This window comes from Coriobacteriia bacterium, assembly GCA_041658765.1.
Classification (GTDB): domain Bacteria; phylum Actinomycetota; class Coriobacteriia; order Anaerosomatales; family JBAZZO01; genus JBAZZO01.
The window spans coordinates 25,827-40,180 of sequence record JBAZZO010000016.1; the positions used below are offsets into that span (position 1 = coordinate 25,827).

Sequence of the window (14,354 nt, forward strand, 5' to 3'; positions counted from 1 at the left end):
GGCCCTACGTCTCACCGAGGTACGTCTTGCGGACCTTCTCGTCACGCAGGAGTTCTTTGCCGGTGCCCTCGAGCGCGACGCTGCCGGTCTCGAGAACGTATCCGCGATGCGCTATCTGCAGGGCCATCGCTGCGTTCTGCTCCACGAGAAGGATCGTGATGCCGTTCCGGTTCAGCTTCACGATGGTCTCGAAGATGACCTCGACGACCACGGGCGCCAGGCCCATCGACGGCTCGTCGAGCATGAGCAGCTTCGGGTCGGCCATCATGCCGCGGGCGGTCGCGAGCATCTGCTGTTCGCCGCCGGAGAGAGTGCCGCCCTTCTGGGCACGACGCTCGTACAGGCGGGGGAACAGCTCGAAGACCCACTCCATGGACTCCTTGACCCCGGCGGGATCCTTCGTCCGTAGGAACGCGCCCATCTCGAGATTCTCCGCGACCGTCATGCGGGGGAAGATGCGCCGCCCCTCGGGGACCTGGATGACGCCTTTGGCGGTCACCTCGTGGACCTTGAGCCCGGAGATCTTCTCGCCCAGGAACTCGATGGACCCTGCGCGGGGCGTCAAGAGGCCGGAGACCGTCTTCAGCGTGGTCGACTTGCCCGCGCCGTTCGCGCCGATCAGCGTGACGATCTCGCCCTCGTCGACGTGGGCGCTGATGCCCTTGAGGGCCTCGATCTTCCCGTAGAAGGTGTGGATGTCGTCGATGGAGAGGACTCTCTTGGCCATGGTCACTCCGACCCTGCCGCGGCGAGCATCGCTTCGGCGCCCTTGCCCAGGTACGCCTCGACGACCTTCGGGTCGCGCTGGATCTCGGCTGGCAGGCCCTCGGCGATCAGCTCGCCGAAATCGAGCACGTAGATCCGGTCGGCGATGTCCATGACGACCTTCATGTCGTGTTCGATCAGAAGGATGGTCACGCCCGTGTCGCGGATCCTGCCGACGAGGCGCGTGAGTTCCGCGCTCTCCTGCGGGTTCATGCCTGCCGCGGGCTCGTCGAGGAGCAGGAGCTTCGGCTCCGTGGCGAGAGCGCGCGCGATCTCCAGCTTGCGCTGCTGGCCGTACGGGAGGTTCACCGCGAGCTCGTTCGCCTTGTCGGCGAGATCCACGAATCTCAGCCACTTGAGCGACTCGTCCACCGTGTGCTGCTCCTCGCGCTTGAAGCCCGGAGTGCGCAGCACGGCCTTCAGCGGACCCGCCGTCGACCTGCTGTGCCGGCCGACCATGACGTTCTCGAGCGTCGTCATGTTCGCGAACAGACGGATGTTCTGGAACGTGCGCGCGATGCCCATCTGGCAGATCTGATGCGGCTTGCGCCCGCCCAACTCCTGTCCGCGGAAGGTGACCGAACCCTCTGTCGCCTTGTGGATACCGGTCATGAGGTTGAAGAACGTCGTCTTGCCGGCGCCGTTGGGGCCGATCAGCGCGACGATCTCGCCCTCGTCGATATGCAGGTCGACGTTCGAGACGGCCCTCAGGCCGCCGAACATCATCGTGACGTTGTGAGCTTGCACTACAGACACGTCGATCTCCCCACTCACACGTCGTCGGGACTGGCGTCCCGGTGCTCGGTGTCCCAGAGCTGCTGGTCTTCCTCGGCCAGCACGCGAGCATCGTCCGGCCGGAGTTCCAGCGCCCGGCGCTTGCTCGGGATGATCCCTTGTGGTCGCACCGCCATCATGATGACCATGAGCAGCCCGAAGACGAGGAACCGGTAGCCGGTGATCATCGAGGTGACGTCACCCGACAGCCGGATCACGCCGGCGACCATGAGGCCCTGGATGAGGTCCGGGATGCCGCGGATCAAAAGCGCCCCGACGATGACGCCGGGTATCGAGCCCATGCCGCCGAGCACGACGATGCATACGACGAACACCGACTCCATGAACGTGAACGACTCCGGCGAGATGAACTGCTGCACGTAGGCGAAGGTCACGCCCGCGATGCCGCCCGACATCGCGCCCAGCGAGAAGGCCCACAGCTTCTGCGTCCTGATGTTCACGCCGCACGCCGCCGCCGCCACCTCGTTCTCGCGCATCGCCACCCAGGCCCGGCCCAGGCGGGAGTCGTCGAGGCGGCGGATGACGACTATCGTCCCGATGATGAGGAGCAGGACGACGAAGTACCAGAAGAGGTTCGGGCCGAAGACGAACTCCCCGATCGGTGTCGGGAAACGGACGTTGTCCTGGAGCCACATCGAAGGCCACGGCGGCGTGATCGTCTCGACACCTCGCGGCAGGCCCGTGGCTCCGTTCGAAAGGCCCAAAAGGTCGTTGTTCAGGCAGATCCGCACGATCTCCCCGAAACCGAGCGTCACGATGGCGAGGTAGTCGCCTCGCAGTCTCAGCACGGGGAAGCCGAGCGCGAGTCCCGTCAGGGCTCCGGCCAGCGCGGCGGGGATGAGCATAGCCCAGTAGGTGCCGCCGCCGAGGCGGCCCGACACCGTCTGCCCGATCAGCACGCCCACGTAACCGCCCATGGCATAGAACGCGATATAGCCCAGATCGAGCAGCCCCGCGTATCCGACCACGATGTTCAGGCCGAGCGCGAGCAACACCCAGATCCCGACGACGACCAGGATCCGGACGAGGAATCCGAGTCCCGACGCGGCCTGCAGGGCCGTGGGGACCATGACGAGAAGCAGCGCGACGGCGACATACAACGCGAGCTTCTTCGGAGGGACCTTGCCGATGCCCTTGACGGCGAGCGCCGCACTGTCTGCTGTCGGCATCGGCTACACCTTCTCCGCGACGGCTTCGCCGAGCAGTCCGCCCGGACGGAAGATGAGCACCAGGACGAGCACGATGAACGCGATGACGTCGCGATAGGCGTTGCTCAAGAACCCGCTGGCCAGCGACTCGACCACCCCGAGCAGGAAGCCGCCGAGCATCGCTCCCCGCAGGTTGCCGATGCCGCCGATGACGGCGGCCGTGAACGACTTGATGCCGGGGATGAAGCCCATGTTGTACTTCACGGAGCCGTAGTACATGCCGTTGAAGACGCCGGCGACAGCGCCGAGCGCCGGCCCGATGAAGAACGCTAGAGCGATGACGCGGTTGATGTCCACGCCCATGAGACCCGCGGCGTCGCGGTCCTGCGAGGTCGCGCGCATGGCCCGGCCGATGCGGGTCTTCGCCACGAACGTGTCGAGGAAGACGAGAAGAAGGAGCGAGGTGACGATGATGAGGATCTGCATCGTGGAGACGTTGACGCCGGACACGGTGAAGGCCGTCTTCGCGGGCACGAAACTCGTTCCGTCGGCGCGCGAGTACGGGAGCTGCTTGCTGCTGATCCACAGAAGCGCGGCGTTCTGCAGGAAGATGGATACGCCGATGGCGGAGATGAGCGGTGCCAGCCGCGGCGCGTGCCGCAGCGGCCGGTAGGCGAAACGCTCGATCAACACGCCCATAAACCCGACCACGATCCCCGAGAGCAGGAACGTGGCGGCGATCAGGGCCACGAAACCCACCGTGCCCGAGTTGAAGAACGACTGGATCGGCTTGAGGAAGCTCATCCCACCCTTGGCGAGCGCCGGGTCGGAGAGGAGCTTCAGGACGCCCAGCCCGACGTACCCGCCGGCCATGAACAGCTCGCTGTGTGCGAAGTTGATCATGAGCAGGATGCCGTACACCATGGTGTAGCCAAGGGCGACGAGCGCGTAGAGGCCGCCAAGGGTGATCCCGTTGATGGTCTGTTCGAGCAGGTAGCTCAGGGTGAAATCCAAGCTGGGCTCCCGGTAGTCGTGAGAAGACGCGGGCCGGATGGTGACACACCGGTCTGTGGTTCAAGACCCTCGTCGCGGCCCGGGCGGACACATCTCGTGCCCGCCCGGGCCGCGATCACCCCGCCTCGCGGGGGCAGGAGCCTGCTGGCGCTGGTGCGTTACTTCGAAACGGGGACCCACTTGCCGCCCTTGACCGCGTACACCGTGATGGTCTTGTTGAGAGTGTCGCCCTTGCTGTCGAACTTGACCTGACCGGTGACGCCCTCGAAGTCCGTCTTGCCGACGGCCGCTATGATGGCCTTCTTGCCCTCGGTGGTCGCGACCTTGTCGACGCCGACCTCCTTGGCGGCCACGATGATGGCCTTGATGATGACGTTCGCCGCGTCATACGAGTACGCGTCGTACGCGGCCGGCACTTCGCCCGGGAACTCGGCCTTGTAGGCGGCCATGAAGTCCTGACCCTTGGGCATCAGGTCGATCGGCAGACCGACGTTGCTGGCCATGTCGCCCTCGGCGGCGTCTATGCCCGCGAGCTTGATCCACTCAGGGTCGAAGCTGCCGTCACCGCTCATGACCGGGACAGCGAGGCCACCTTCCTTGACCTGCTTGGAAAGGAGCGCCCCGGAGTTGTAGATGCCACCGTAGTACACGATATCCGGGTTCGTCGACTTGATCTTGGTGACGAGCGCCTTGAAGTCGGTGTCCTTGTCGCCGGTCTTCTCGCGACCGAGGACCTTGCCGCCGTCGGCCTCGAACTGCTTCGCCCATTCATCGGCGAGACCCACGCCGTACACCGTGGAGTCGTCGACCACGAACGCGGCCTTCTTGCCGGCTTCCTTGAACGCGTAGTCGGCAGCGAAGGGGCCCTGCACCGAGTCGACCGTGCAGACGCGGAAGTAGTTCTCGTTGCCCATGGTGGTGAGGTCGACAGCCGTGTTCGCGGGGCTGACCTGGACGACATCGGCCTGGTTGTAGATCTTGACCGCGACGCGGGTGACGCCCGAGTTCAGGTGGCCCATGACGCCCACGAGGCTCGGGTTGGACGTGAACTGCGTGGCGACGTTGCCGCCCGTGGTCGGGTCGCCCTTGTCGTCGCCCTCGACCGTCTCGAGCGTGATACCGAGGTCCTTGAGCTCCTGCGACTCGTTGGCCTGCTTCACGGCGAGGTTCGTGCCGCGGACCATGCCCTTGCCGAGCGCGACGGCGCCGTCGGTCAGAGGAGCACCGATGCCGATCGTCACGGTGACGGCCTTGGCCGTCTCGGTCGTCGCGGCCTTCTTCGCGCAACCCGTGGCCACCATGGCCAAGACTGCGACGATCGCGACGAGAGCGAGCAACTTCCTGCTTCTGGTCATGCTCATCCCTTTCCTCCTGCGCCTGCCGTCCTGTCGGACAGCCTTCCAGAAGAGCCTCTTCCCGTCCCAGCCACGGAACAGACGGAGTGTATCAGAACGCGCCCGAACGCAACAGCCGTTCGCATCGATACCGCGCAGGTGAGAGGTGGTATGGGCACGCTCTAGATGTGATACATCGGTTCGCGGGCTGCATCAAGCTCCGTCTGCCGTCGCGCTAGGGATGCGAGGTCGCGCTCGTCCAGGGCGGTCACGAGAGCCTCCGCGGCCTCGCTCCACATCTCGGAGACCGCCGACCCGCTCACGTGCGGCACGTCGAGGACGTCACCCTGCATCGCCCGGACGACCTCGCCGACGGTGATGTCCTCGGCGAGCCGGGCGAGTGCGCACCCGCCCCCCGCACCGCGCCGGCACTCGACGATGCCGTGCTTCGCGAGCAGGGTGAACTGCTGCTCGAGGAAGCGCTTGGGCAGCCCGAGCTCGAGCGCGACATCGCCGGCGACGAGCGTGGTGCCGGGCGGCCGCTGCGCGAGCGCCGTGAGCGCCCGCAATATGTAGTCGAGCCCCTGAGAGACGCGCACCTAGCCCATCCCCTCCCAGAGTGGTGTCGAGAGGTATCGCTCCCCCGTCGATGGGGCGACGGTGACGACCACGCTGCCCGCGAGGTCCGCACGGCTCGCGAGCCGCAGCGCGGCGGCGACGTTCGCACCGGAGGAGATGCCCACGAGCAGGCCCTCCTCGGCCGCGAGCCGACGCGCCATCGCGATCGCCTCGGGTCCGGACACGCGCTCGACATCGTCGAGGACGTCGAGGTCGAGGATGGCGGGGATGAAGTTCGCGCCGATGCCCTGGATGAGGTGGGGCGCCGGGGTCAGCGCGACACCCGCGCGAGTCTGGGTGATGAGAGGCGACTCCTCGGGCTCCACTGCTATGGCGAGGACCGCGTCGTCCCTCTCCTTGAGGAAGCGGCCCGCCCCGGAGATCGTGCCGCCGGTGCCGACTCCCGCCACGAATGCTCCGATCCGCCGGCCCTCGAGGGCCGCGGCGATCTCGGGTCCGGTGGTCTCGTAGTGCGCGCGCGGGTTCGCCGGGTTGTCGAACTGACCGGGGATGAACGCGTCGGGAGTCGTCTCGGCGATCTCCCGCGCGCGGTCGACGGCGCCCTTCATCCCGAGCTCCTTCGGCGTCAGCACGAGCTCGGCGCCGAACGCGGCGAGAAGCTTGCGGCGCTCGAGCGAGAAGCTCTCGGGCATGGTGAGCACGACCCGGTATCCTCTCGCGGCGCCCACCAGCGCGAGAGCGATCCCGGTGTTGCCGGAGGTCGGCTCGACGAGGACCGAACGCCCCGGGCTGATGACGCCACGCGCCTCGGCGTCGTCGACCATGCCCCTGCCGATGCGGTCTTTGACCGATCCGCCGGGATTTCGCGATTCGAGCTTGACGACGACCTCGGCGGGCAGTCCGGCGGCGAGCTTCCGCAGCCTGACGATGGGCGTCGCTCCGATGGTCTCGACGATCGAGGGGATATCGCGTGTCATGGCTCCTCCTTCAAAGACGTCGTCACGAGTCTATTCCCGGGAGCCGCATTCGGCCACGGTTTATTACGCACTATGTCTATGCTTTTCATGCTTTGCAGGAGTTGTCCTATGCTGTCCTTGTCCTCAAGATACCCTGCGACGATAGAGGCATCCGTGGACTTCCCTGCTTGGTTCTGGGCCTGGGCGCTCGCCGCGCTCATACTCACCGCGTCGGGGCTCGCGTTGCGCGAGAAGCGCGCGTGGCCTTTCGCGGCAGGTTGCGCCGGCGCGGCCGCTCTCTCCCTGAACGGAGCACCGCTCGGGGCGCAGTGGGTCGGCCTGCTCGCGATCGTCGTCGCCGGCGTCCTGAGCCTGCGCACGGGCGCCGGCCCCGGCTAGACGACCACGAACACCGCGCCACCGCGGACCACCACTTCGTAAGTGCGCACGTCGGCGTCGGGATGGTCGGTGGTCCCGTTGCGCACGTCGTAGCGCCACCCATGCCACGGACACATGATCACATGGCCGTCGACGAACCCCTCGCCGAGCGGCCCGAAAGCGTGGCGGCACACGTTGCTCAACGCGAAGACCTCGTCGTTCACGCGCACGAGCGCGATGTCGCGTTTGCCGACCTTGGCCCGGCGCACGGATCCGGCCGGCAGGTCCTCGATCCGCATCACCGGCACCTCGACGGGTCCCGGCGGTCGATCGACGACGCCGAGAAGATCCGCGCCGTCCTCGACGTCCTTGAGGATGAAGAGCCCGCACCAGCATTTCCGCATCGCCGCGAACTCGTCGTTGAAGAAGGGGATGCAAGGACAGACGATGCGCGCGTCCTCCTTCGGGTCCCCGCTGCGCACCCTGCAAGGGCAGTAGACGTCGCCCGACTCCTCGAGGATCGCGATCTCGGACGAGAGGACCTCGTCGACGAAGTCGGTCTCCGTGTTGAACTTGTAGCCGAGACGCGCCGCGAACGGCCCCATGAAGGCCTTGAGGTCCTCTATCGTGGTCCCTTCGCGGAAGACACGCCTGACACTCACAGCCCGAGCACCTTCTTGATGCGCACCTTGTCGAACCCGACGATGACCTCATCGCCCACGACCACGACCGGGAACGACGCGCCCCCCGACAACCTCCTGACCTCCTCGACGGTGTCGGCCCTCTCCTGTCCCTCGAGCTTGTCGACCTCGACGGCCTCGTACTCGACACCGCCCTCGTCGAGGAACGTGCGAGTCATGCGGCAGTAGGGGCAGGTCGACAGTGCGTAGACGGTGACGGGCATGCTGACTCCTCGCGGTCGGCTTCTCTCCAACCCGTATCTTCCCATCCCGCGCTCGTGCCGGCCTCGTACGGGTAGGTACTGACGATGAGCGAAGTCAGTACTGGATGCACGACCCCCGCCGCGACCCGGCGTGTCGTCGTCGCCGGAGGCGGGTATGCCGGCACGACGTGCGCCGTGGCTCTGGGCCGCGCGCTTCGCCGCCACGGCGGAGACATCGAGGTGCTCGTCGTCGAGCCGAACCCTTGCCAGCAGGCGCTGTCGGAGCTCGACCTCGTCGCCGTGGGCCCGCCGAGACCTCAGTTCTGCGAGCTGTGGCACCCCACGGTCTTCAAGGACCTGCCCGTGCGCGTCTGCTACGAACGCGTCGCCCAGGTGCGTCCCGACGAACACCTCGTCGTCGTCGGCGAAGGTCACGAGGTGCCCTACTGGCGGCTCGTCATCGCGACCGGCGCCATCCCCAGCGTCCCGCCCATCCCGGGCCTGCGGGAACACGCGATCACCATGTGGTCGGTAGAGGACGCGCAGCGTCTCCAGCAGGCGATCGAAGCGGCGTTCAAGACCGCGGCGCGACTGCCCGACGCCTCGGACAGGCGCCGGGCTCTCGGCTTCGCCGTCGTCGGCGGCGGCGCGACCGGCGTCGAGATCGTGGGCACACTCGGCCGCATGCTGCCCATCCGCATGCGCGACGCCGGGCTCGACCCCGCGGACCTGACCGTGTGCCTCATCGAGGCGCGCCCCGACATCCTCTACGACCTCCCGCAGCGCCTCCGCACGGTCGCGCGCGCCAAGCTGGAGCGGCTCGGGGTGGTGGTCGTGACGGACGCCCCGGTCTCCGGCGTGGAGCCCGGCAAGGTCGGATTGGGGGACGGCCGCGATCTCGACGCCTCGGTGCTCGTCTGGGCGGGAGGCGCGCATGCGGACCCCCACGCGGTCGAGTGGGGCCTTCGGGCCGACCCGACCGGGCGTCTCGTCACCGACGCGTGCCTGTTGGCGGAGGGCCGCGACGACGTCTACGTCATCGGCGACGTGGCCGCGTCGAGGGACCCGAAGACCGGCCGGGTGCTGCCGATGCTCGCGCAGATCGCCATCCAGGCGGGACCCCACGCTGCGAGCAACCTGCTTCGCGAGGCGGCCGGCTCCGCTCCCCTGCCGTTCGAGCCCCACCTGCGCGGCGAGTTCGTGAGCATCGGCCCGAGGGACGGCGTCGGCTGGATGTATGGCGCGCTGCTCTCCGGCCTCGCGGCGATCACGATGAAGCGGATCACGTACGTGAAGTACTGGCTGCAGGTCGGAGGCGTGCGGCTCGCGCTCAAGCGCACGCGCGAGATGGTCGCGATGCAGCGCTGAGGCGCGTCACACGTCGGAGGGCACGTTCTCCGCTTCGATCATCGGTGCCGCCCCTACAGGCCAACATCGGCAGGAAGCCGCTCGGGCCGTCTCTCCACCAGCCGGTTCGCATCGTCCACGAAGACCACGCGCGGCCGCCAGGAGCGCGCTTCCGCGTCGTCGAGCGAGACGAAGTCGGCGATGATGATGAGGTCTCCGGCATGCACGAGATGGGCCGCCGCGCCGTTGACGCACACCAAGCCCGAACCGCGCGGCCCGGCGACCGTGTAGGTCGTCAGGCGCGAGCCGTTCGTGACGTCCCAGATCTCGACGGCTTCGCCAGCGAGGATGCCTGCGGAGTCGAGCAGATCCTGGTCGACGGTGACGCTGCCCTCATAGTCGAGGTCAGCAGCGGTGACGGTGGCGCGGTGTATCTTGCCCCCGAGCATCGTTCGTCTCACAGGGTTCTCCCTTCCCGGGTACCCGTCGCTGAACGGTCGGGTCTCGGTCTGAGGTGTGTCCAGTAAGGATACCCCGCGATAGCGGGAGAGCACAGTCTACTCCTGCGCTGAAAAGAAGGACCTGATCGCCGTCACGTGTCGGTCGGGACGTTCTCCGCCTCGATCTTGCGCCAGTGATAGATGTAGAGAGGCCCGGCCACTCCGAGCATCGCGATACCCGCGACGAGCGAGAGGACGGCCTGCCGCCGGGACTGCTGCTGCTGGATGCGCTGCTGCTCCTTCTGGATGCGCGCGTCCGCGGCCGTCACGGCACCGCCCTTCTCCGGGGCGAACGTGATCGGAAACCCCGGATCTGGATAGGCGAGCTCGACGATGGCGCGCACGAGATTGACGGTCGCGAAGATGACCATGATGAGCGTGATCAGACAGACCAGGTAGAGGTAGATGTTCCGCAAGGACCACTTGGAGCCGGCCATGCGCGTCCCCTCTCATCGAGCGTCCGTGTCCTTCCCGCATGCTAGCATGGCCGCATGACCCACGGACTGCGCGTGACCTTCCTCGGCTCGGGCTCCGGCGGCAACGCCACCCTCGTCACGTCGGGGGCGACCGCCGTCCTCGTCGACTGCGGCTTCAGCGCGCGGGAGACCTGCAGGCGGCTCGCCGAAGCGGGAGCGGACCCTTACCGGCTCTCGGCCGTGTTCCTCACCCACGAGCACGTCGACCACGTCTCGGGGGTCCGCGTGCTGGCGAAGCGGACCGGGACGCGCGTGTTCGCCAGCGACGGCACCGCCGACGCGGCGCGTCTTCCCGGGTTCGGAGTCGATCACGAGCGCCTGCGCGAGGGCGTGCCGGTCCGCATCGGCGACCTCACGGTCCTGCCGCTGGCGGTCTCGCACGACGCCGCCGAGCCCTTGGGATTCGTCTTCGAGACGGTCGACGGCACGCGTCTCGGACTCGTCACCGACACCGGCACCTTCACGGCGTCGATGTTCGAGGCCTTGGCCGGATGCCACGTCCTCGCCCTCGAGACGAACCACGACCTGGACATGCTCGCGCGGGGACCGTACCCGTGGCCCCTGAAGCGCCGCATCTCCTCCGCCGTGGGCCACCTGAGCAACGACGACGCGGCGGCGGCGGTCACAGCGCTCGCCCACGACGGCCTTCGCGCGGTAGTGGGCGTCCACGTGTCGGGCACGAACAACACGCACGGGCTGGCGGCAGTCGCGTTGCGGCGCGCGATGCGCGAGACGGGCCTTGCCGCGAAAACCCTGGTGGCCGCGCAGGACGACCTGGTGTGGCACGACTGTTGCATGTGACGGTCTGCACACTCCAGGGAAGGCACCGCATGTCCGACCGTGGCCCGAGAAAAGAATCCGCAAAACCATCCTGCGAAGGGACCCCGGTCCGCTTCCGTCCCCATCACCTCATCTGCCTGCACTTCTTCTGGGGAGAGGGGTACTCGGCCACCTACGTAGAGAACCTGCTCGAATCCCTCGACCGGCTCGAGAAGGAGCCCGGCACGATCGTCGAAGGTCTCGACGACATCTGCGCCGCGTGTCCGAGCCGCGGCGACGAGGCATGCTCGTCAGGAGCCCACGACTCCGAGATCGCGAGGATCGATCGGCTCGCCCTGGAACTGACGGGCCTCGCCCCCGGGGAACGCTTCTACTTCCCGCGCCTGCGCGACGGGATGCCCCGCATCATCGACGCATGGTGGCGTGAGGCTTGTGAGCTCGGCTGCGCTTGGCGCTCGGTCTGCAGCCCGCTCATCCGCAAGATGATGGCCGCGTCGACGAATCCCGCGCCCCTACCGCCTGAGCAGGGCGAATCCCGCGACGCGCCGTCCGCGCCCCGGCGCCAGGGCACTCAGCCGGAAGCGCTCTCCTAGATCTCGATCCCTCGCCGTGCTGGTACACCCGCGTCGAACGGATGCCTCACCGCCCGCATCTCGGTGACCAGGTCCGCTTCCGCGAGCAGCCCCTCGGTCGCTCCCCGCCCCGTGCACACGACCTCGACACCGGCCGGCCGCGCGCGCAGCTCCCGCAGCACCGCATCTTCGTCGAGCATGCCGTGCGCGAGGGCGATATCGATCTCGTCGAGCACGACGAGGTCGTGGGCCCCGGAAGCGATGCGCTCGCACGCCGCCTCCCAGGCGACCGCGACCGCCGCAAGGTCCTCGTCGGTCGGCGGTCCGGACATGAGCCCGCTCGTGGCGACGCCCGGACGGATGACCTCCACGCCGAGCGCGCGGAGCGAGGCGATCTCCGAGCTCTCCGGGCCGCCCTTCACGAACTGCACGAACGCGACGCTCATCCCCGCGCCGCGAGCCCGAGCCGCCAGCCCGACGGCCGCCGTGGTCTTGCCTTTGCCGTCACCCGTGTAGACCTGCAGCAAGCCGCGACGCTCATCCACTTCCGCCGTCCCCTCCCATCGCCGCTACCAGCAGCGTCACGACATCGGCCTCATCATCGGCCCGGCTCGCACCCGCCGCAAGGATCTCGTCCCAGAGACGGAGCGCCTCTCCGCCGGTGAAGTCGTCGGCCTCGCGCAGACGGCCGACGGTCACCAGGCGCGGGCTCGAGAGGGCGGCGCGCAGGTTGCCGAGGTTCGCGCGGCCGAAGGGGCCGGCGCAGACGACGGTCGCGTCGCTCGCGGCCGCGAGCGCGCGGACCGCGGCCTCCGCCGTCTCGTCGACCTCGCCGAACGGCGGAAGGGCGACGTGCTCGAGCCCGAGAGACGAAGCCACCGACTCGTCGACATCACCACGATCGAGCGCGCCCGCCGCGACCCGGAACCCGGCGAGCGCGAGACGGCGCATGAGTCGCGCTCCGGTCCCGGAGCCCGAGACCACGAGCACGCGCTCCGGGCGCGTCGGCACGATGTCGGCGCCGCGCGCGACCGGCGTCACGGTGACGCTGCCGGTCACGGGGTCGGTCCCCACCACCGCCGCGACGCCGAAGACCTCCGCGATGACGTCCGCGCGCAGCGCCTCGCGCGGGGACGCGGGCGCCCGCAGGCACCCCGCGGCGACCACGGCGATGCGGTCGGCATAGCGCGCGGCGAGGTCGAGGTCGTGGAAGACCGCGAGCACCGCCATACCGCCGTCGGCCAACTCGCGAACGAGGTCGAGGACCTGTAGGCGATGGTTGAGGTCGAGGTGGCTCGTCGGCTCGTCGAGCAAGAGCACCCTCGGCGTCTGCGCGAGCGCCTGCGCGAGGGTGAGCCGCTGCAGGTCGCCGCCGGAGAGCGTGTCGACGGTCATCCGCGAGAGCCGCGCTGTGTCGGTGCGCTCCATCGCGAGGGCGACCGCCGCGTCGTCCGAGGCGGACAGCGGCTGGAGCGGACCGAGATGCGGGTGGCGACCCATCTCGACGAAGCGCCGGGCGGTGAACGAGAAGGGGACCGCGACCGACTGCGGGACGACCCCGACGAGACGGGCACGCTCGAGGGACGGGAGCGTGCCCACATCGCACCCCTCGACCTCGACGACGCCCTCGAGCACGCGAGCGGCCCCGGTGACCGCCCTCAGCAGCGTCGACTTCCCCGCGCCGTTCGGACCCACGAGCCCGACGACCTCGCCCGACGCGACGGCGAGGTCGGCCCGGCCGACGATGGCGCTCTCGCCATACCCGACGGTGGCGCCGCGGAACGCGAGCGCGACGTGCAGGTTCATCTCTGACTCTCCGAGCGCACGAGCAGCCATACGAAGAACGGCCCGCCGAACAGGGCCGTGACGATCCCGACGGGGATCTCGACCGGCGCGAGCACGATCCTGGCGACGAGGTCCGCGAGGACCATGACCGTCGCACCCGCGAGCATCGACGCCGGCAGGAGCCTGCGGTGGCCGGGGCCGAGGATCAGCCTCGCCATGTGCGGCGTCATCAGTCCGACGAATCCGATGAGCCCCGAGACCGCCACCGCGCCCGCGACGAGCAGCGAGGCGGCCGCCAGCACGATGCGCTTCGACCGCTCGACATCGACGCCCAGCTGCGCGGCCCGCTCGTCGCCGAGGAGCAGGACGTCGAGCTCGCGCAAGCGCAGCGCCGGCACGGCGGTGCCGAGCGTCACCATCACCGCGAGGGTGATCACATACGTCCACGACGCCCCCTGCAGGCCTCCCATCATCCAGAAGACGACCTGCTGCATCGATTGCCTGAAGAAGACCATCAAGAACGACGTGAGCGCGGCGAGCGTGTACGAGATCGCCACGCCCGCCAGGAGCAGCGACGTCGGGTCGATCCGGCCCCGACGTGACGAGAGGCGCACCACCAGCGTGATGGTCGCGACCGCGCCCACGAACGCGCCGGCCGGCACCCCGACGAGACGCGCCACGGCGCTGCCCGCTCCCGCGATCAGCGCGATCGTCGCGCCGAGGCCGGCGCCGGACGAGATGCCGAGGATGTACGGATCGGCGAGCGGGTTGCGGAACAGCGCTTGGTACAAGGTCCCCGCGCCCGCGAGCGCAGCCCCCACGAGAGCCGCGAGCAGGACGCGCGGCAGACGCAGGTCGATGATGACGGCGTCGCCCATGCCCGCGCGATGCCCGGAAATCGTCCTTCCGATGGCGCCGAGGATGTCGGCCGGGCTCACGCGGACGGCCCCGAGCCCCACTCCCGCGAGGATCGCGAACGCCAGCGCCACGAAGAGCGCGGGTATCGCGAGGCGGCGAGTGGGGCCCGAGGCGCTCACGTGAG

Annotated in this window: 18 protein-coding genes; 4 read left to right on the plus strand and 14 right to left on the minus strand. The window is 68.6% G+C overall.

Translation table 11 applies throughout. The annotated features are described in order from the left end of the window. Positions 1-4: 4 nt before the first annotated feature. From WC971_09310 to cysK, 7 genes are all read right to left on the minus strand, one after another. A complete protein-coding gene (locus WC971_09310) occupies positions 5-727 on the minus strand; it encodes an ABC transporter ATP-binding protein (protein ID MFA5845010.1) in 723 nt (240 codons plus the stop codon). 2 nt (positions 728-729) lie between these two features. Next, positions 730-1,527 carry an ABC transporter ATP-binding protein gene (locus tag WC971_09315; GenBank protein MFA5845011.1) on the minus strand — a complete coding sequence of 266 codons (798 nt, stop codon included), beginning with the start codon at positions 1,525-1,527 and terminating at the stop codon, positions 730-732. An 8-nt stretch (positions 1,528-1,535) separates the two neighbouring features. Then, a complete protein-coding gene (locus WC971_09320) occupies positions 1,536-2,729 on the minus strand; it encodes an ABC transporter ATP-binding protein (GenBank protein MFA5845012.1) in 1,194 nt (397 codons plus the stop codon). A gap of 3 nt (positions 2,730-2,732) precedes the next feature. Further along, on the minus strand, positions 2,733-3,722 hold the full coding sequence (locus tag WC971_09325; GenBank protein MFA5845013.1) for a branched-chain amino acid ABC transporter permease: 990 nt from the start codon (positions 3,720-3,722) through the stop codon (positions 2,733-2,735). 158 nt (positions 3,723-3,880) lie between these two features. Then, positions 3,881-5,083 carry a branched-chain amino acid ABC transporter substrate-binding protein gene (locus WC971_09330; protein ID MFA5845014.1) on the minus strand — a complete coding sequence of 401 codons (1,203 nt, stop codon included), beginning with the start codon at positions 5,081-5,083 and terminating at the stop codon, positions 3,881-3,883. A 155-nt stretch (positions 5,084-5,238) separates the two neighbouring features. Then, on the minus strand, positions 5,239-5,655 hold the full coding sequence (locus WC971_09335; protein MFA5845015.1) for an Rrf2 family transcriptional regulator: 417 nt from the start codon (positions 5,653-5,655) through the stop codon (positions 5,239-5,241). Beyond that, positions 5,656-6,612, minus strand: coding sequence for a cysteine synthase A (cysK, locus tag WC971_09340; protein ID MFA5845016.1), 957 nt, complete (start codon positions 6,610-6,612; stop codon positions 5,656-5,658). Positions 6,613-6,765: 153 nt separating this feature from the next. On the opposite strand from cysK, the gene WC971_09345 reads away from it, so the two are divergent. Next, on the plus strand, positions 6,766-6,990 hold the full coding sequence (locus WC971_09345; protein MFA5845017.1) for a hypothetical protein: 225 nt from the start codon (positions 6,766-6,768) through the stop codon (positions 6,988-6,990). Here WC971_09345 and WC971_09350 read toward each other — a convergent pair. Together WC971_09350 and WC971_09355 are read right to left on the minus strand one after the other, a co-directional pair. Continuing rightward, positions 6,987-7,631 (minus strand): ferredoxin-thioredoxin reductase catalytic domain-containing protein, encoded by a 645-nt coding sequence (locus WC971_09350; GenBank protein ID MFA5845018.1) that lies wholly within the window; start codon positions 7,629-7,631, stop codon positions 6,987-6,989. The genes WC971_09345 and WC971_09350 overlap by 4 nt on opposite strands. Then, positions 7,628-7,873, minus strand: a complete 246-nt coding sequence (locus tag WC971_09355) for a glutaredoxin family protein (GenBank protein ID MFA5845019.1) — start codon at positions 7,871-7,873, stop codon at positions 7,628-7,630. The genes WC971_09350 and WC971_09355 overlap by 4 nt, the downstream gene beginning before the upstream one ends. A gap of 84 nt (positions 7,874-7,957) precedes the next feature. Between WC971_09355 and WC971_09360 the strand changes: the two genes are divergently transcribed. Beyond that, the gene (locus WC971_09360; protein ID MFA5845020.1) at positions 7,958-9,220 is read left to right on the plus strand and encodes an FAD-dependent oxidoreductase; all 1,263 of its coding nucleotides are present in this window, start codon (positions 7,958-7,960) and stop codon (positions 9,218-9,220) included. Positions 9,221-9,273: 53 nt separating this feature from the next. On the opposite strand, the gene panD is transcribed toward WC971_09360, so the two are convergent. Continuing rightward, positions 9,274-9,660, minus strand: a complete 387-nt coding sequence (panD, locus tag WC971_09365; GenBank protein ID MFA5845021.1) for an aspartate 1-decarboxylase — start codon at positions 9,658-9,660, stop codon at positions 9,274-9,276. Between the two features lie 131 nt (positions 9,661-9,791). Then, positions 9,792-10,136 (minus strand): hypothetical protein, encoded by a 345-nt coding sequence (locus WC971_09370; protein MFA5845022.1) that lies wholly within the window; start codon positions 10,134-10,136, stop codon positions 9,792-9,794. A 54-nt stretch (positions 10,137-10,190) separates the two neighbouring features. Here WC971_09370 and WC971_09375 point away from each other — a divergent pair, with 54 nt between their 5' ends. Both WC971_09375 and WC971_09380 read left to right on the plus strand, forming a co-directional pair. Beyond that, entirely contained in the window at positions 10,191-10,976 is a 786-nt protein-coding gene (locus WC971_09375; protein MFA5845023.1) for an MBL fold metallo-hydrolase, read from the plus strand. A gap of 29 nt (positions 10,977-11,005) precedes the next feature. Further along, a complete protein-coding gene (locus WC971_09380) occupies positions 11,006-11,548 on the plus strand; it encodes a DUF1284 domain-containing protein (protein MFA5845024.1) in 543 nt (180 codons plus the stop codon). On the opposite strand, the gene cobO is transcribed toward WC971_09380, so the two are convergent. Genes cobO through WC971_09395 form a run of 3 tightly spaced genes read right to left on the minus strand, consistent with a single transcriptional unit; the run spans position 11,545 to position 14,349 of the window. Then, entirely contained in the window at positions 11,545-12,072 is a 528-nt protein-coding gene (gene cobO, locus WC971_09385; protein ID MFA5845025.1) for a cob(I)yrinic acid a,c-diamide adenosyltransferase, read from the minus strand. The genes WC971_09380 and cobO overlap by 4 nt on opposite strands. After that, complete coding sequence (locus WC971_09390) at positions 12,065-13,333, minus strand: ABC transporter ATP-binding protein (GenBank protein MFA5845026.1); 1,269 nt, start codon at positions 13,331-13,333, stop codon at positions 12,065-12,067. Before WC971_09390 ends, cobO begins: the two co-directional genes overlap by 8 nt. Then, positions 13,330-14,349, minus strand: coding sequence for an iron ABC transporter permease (locus tag WC971_09395; GenBank protein MFA5845027.1), 1,020 nt, complete (start codon positions 14,347-14,349; stop codon positions 13,330-13,332). The genes WC971_09390 and WC971_09395 overlap by 4 nt, the downstream gene beginning before the upstream one ends. Between the last annotated feature and the right edge of the window lie 5 nt (positions 14,350-14,354).

What these genes read in the sequence shown, in the direction of transcription:
- WC971_09370 (MFA5845022.1), bottom strand. Translation starts at nt 10,136, where the DNA reads ATGGCCGGCTCCAAGTGGTCCTTGCGGAACATCTACCTCTACCTGGTC.
- WC971_09375 (MFA5845023.1), top strand. Translation starts at nt 10,191, where the DNA reads ATGACCCACGGACTGCGCGTGACCTTCCTCGGCTCGGGCTCCGGCGGC.
- WC971_09360 (MFA5845020.1), top strand. Translation starts at nt 7,958, where the DNA reads ATGAGCGAAGTCAGTACTGGATGCACGACCCCCGCCGCGACCCGGCGT.
- WC971_09320 (MFA5845012.1), bottom strand. Translation starts at nt 2,729, where the DNA reads ATGCCGACAGCAGACAGTGCGGCGCTCGCCGTCAAGGGCATCGGCAAG.
- WC971_09390 (MFA5845026.1), bottom strand. Translation starts at nt 13,333, where the DNA reads ATGAACCTGCACGTCGCGCTCGCGTTCCGCGGCGCCACCGTCGGGTAT.
- WC971_09310 (MFA5845010.1), bottom strand. Translation starts at nt 727, where the DNA reads ATGGCCAAGAGAGTCCTCTCCATCGACGACATCCACACCTTCTACGGG.
- WC971_09330 (MFA5845014.1), bottom strand. Translation starts at nt 5,083, where the DNA reads ATGAGCATGACCAGAAGCAGGAAGTTGCTCGCTCTCGTCGCGATCGTC.
- WC971_09355 (MFA5845019.1), bottom strand. Translation starts at nt 7,873, where the DNA reads ATGCCCGTCACCGTCTACGCACTGTCGACCTGCCCCTACTGCCGCATG.
- cysK (MFA5845016.1), bottom strand. Translation starts at nt 6,612, where the DNA reads ATGACACGCGATATCCCCTCGATCGTCGAGACCATCGGAGCGACGCCC.
- WC971_09380 (MFA5845024.1), top strand. Translation starts at nt 11,006, where the DNA reads ATGTCCGACCGTGGCCCGAGAAAAGAATCCGCAAAACCATCCTGCGAA.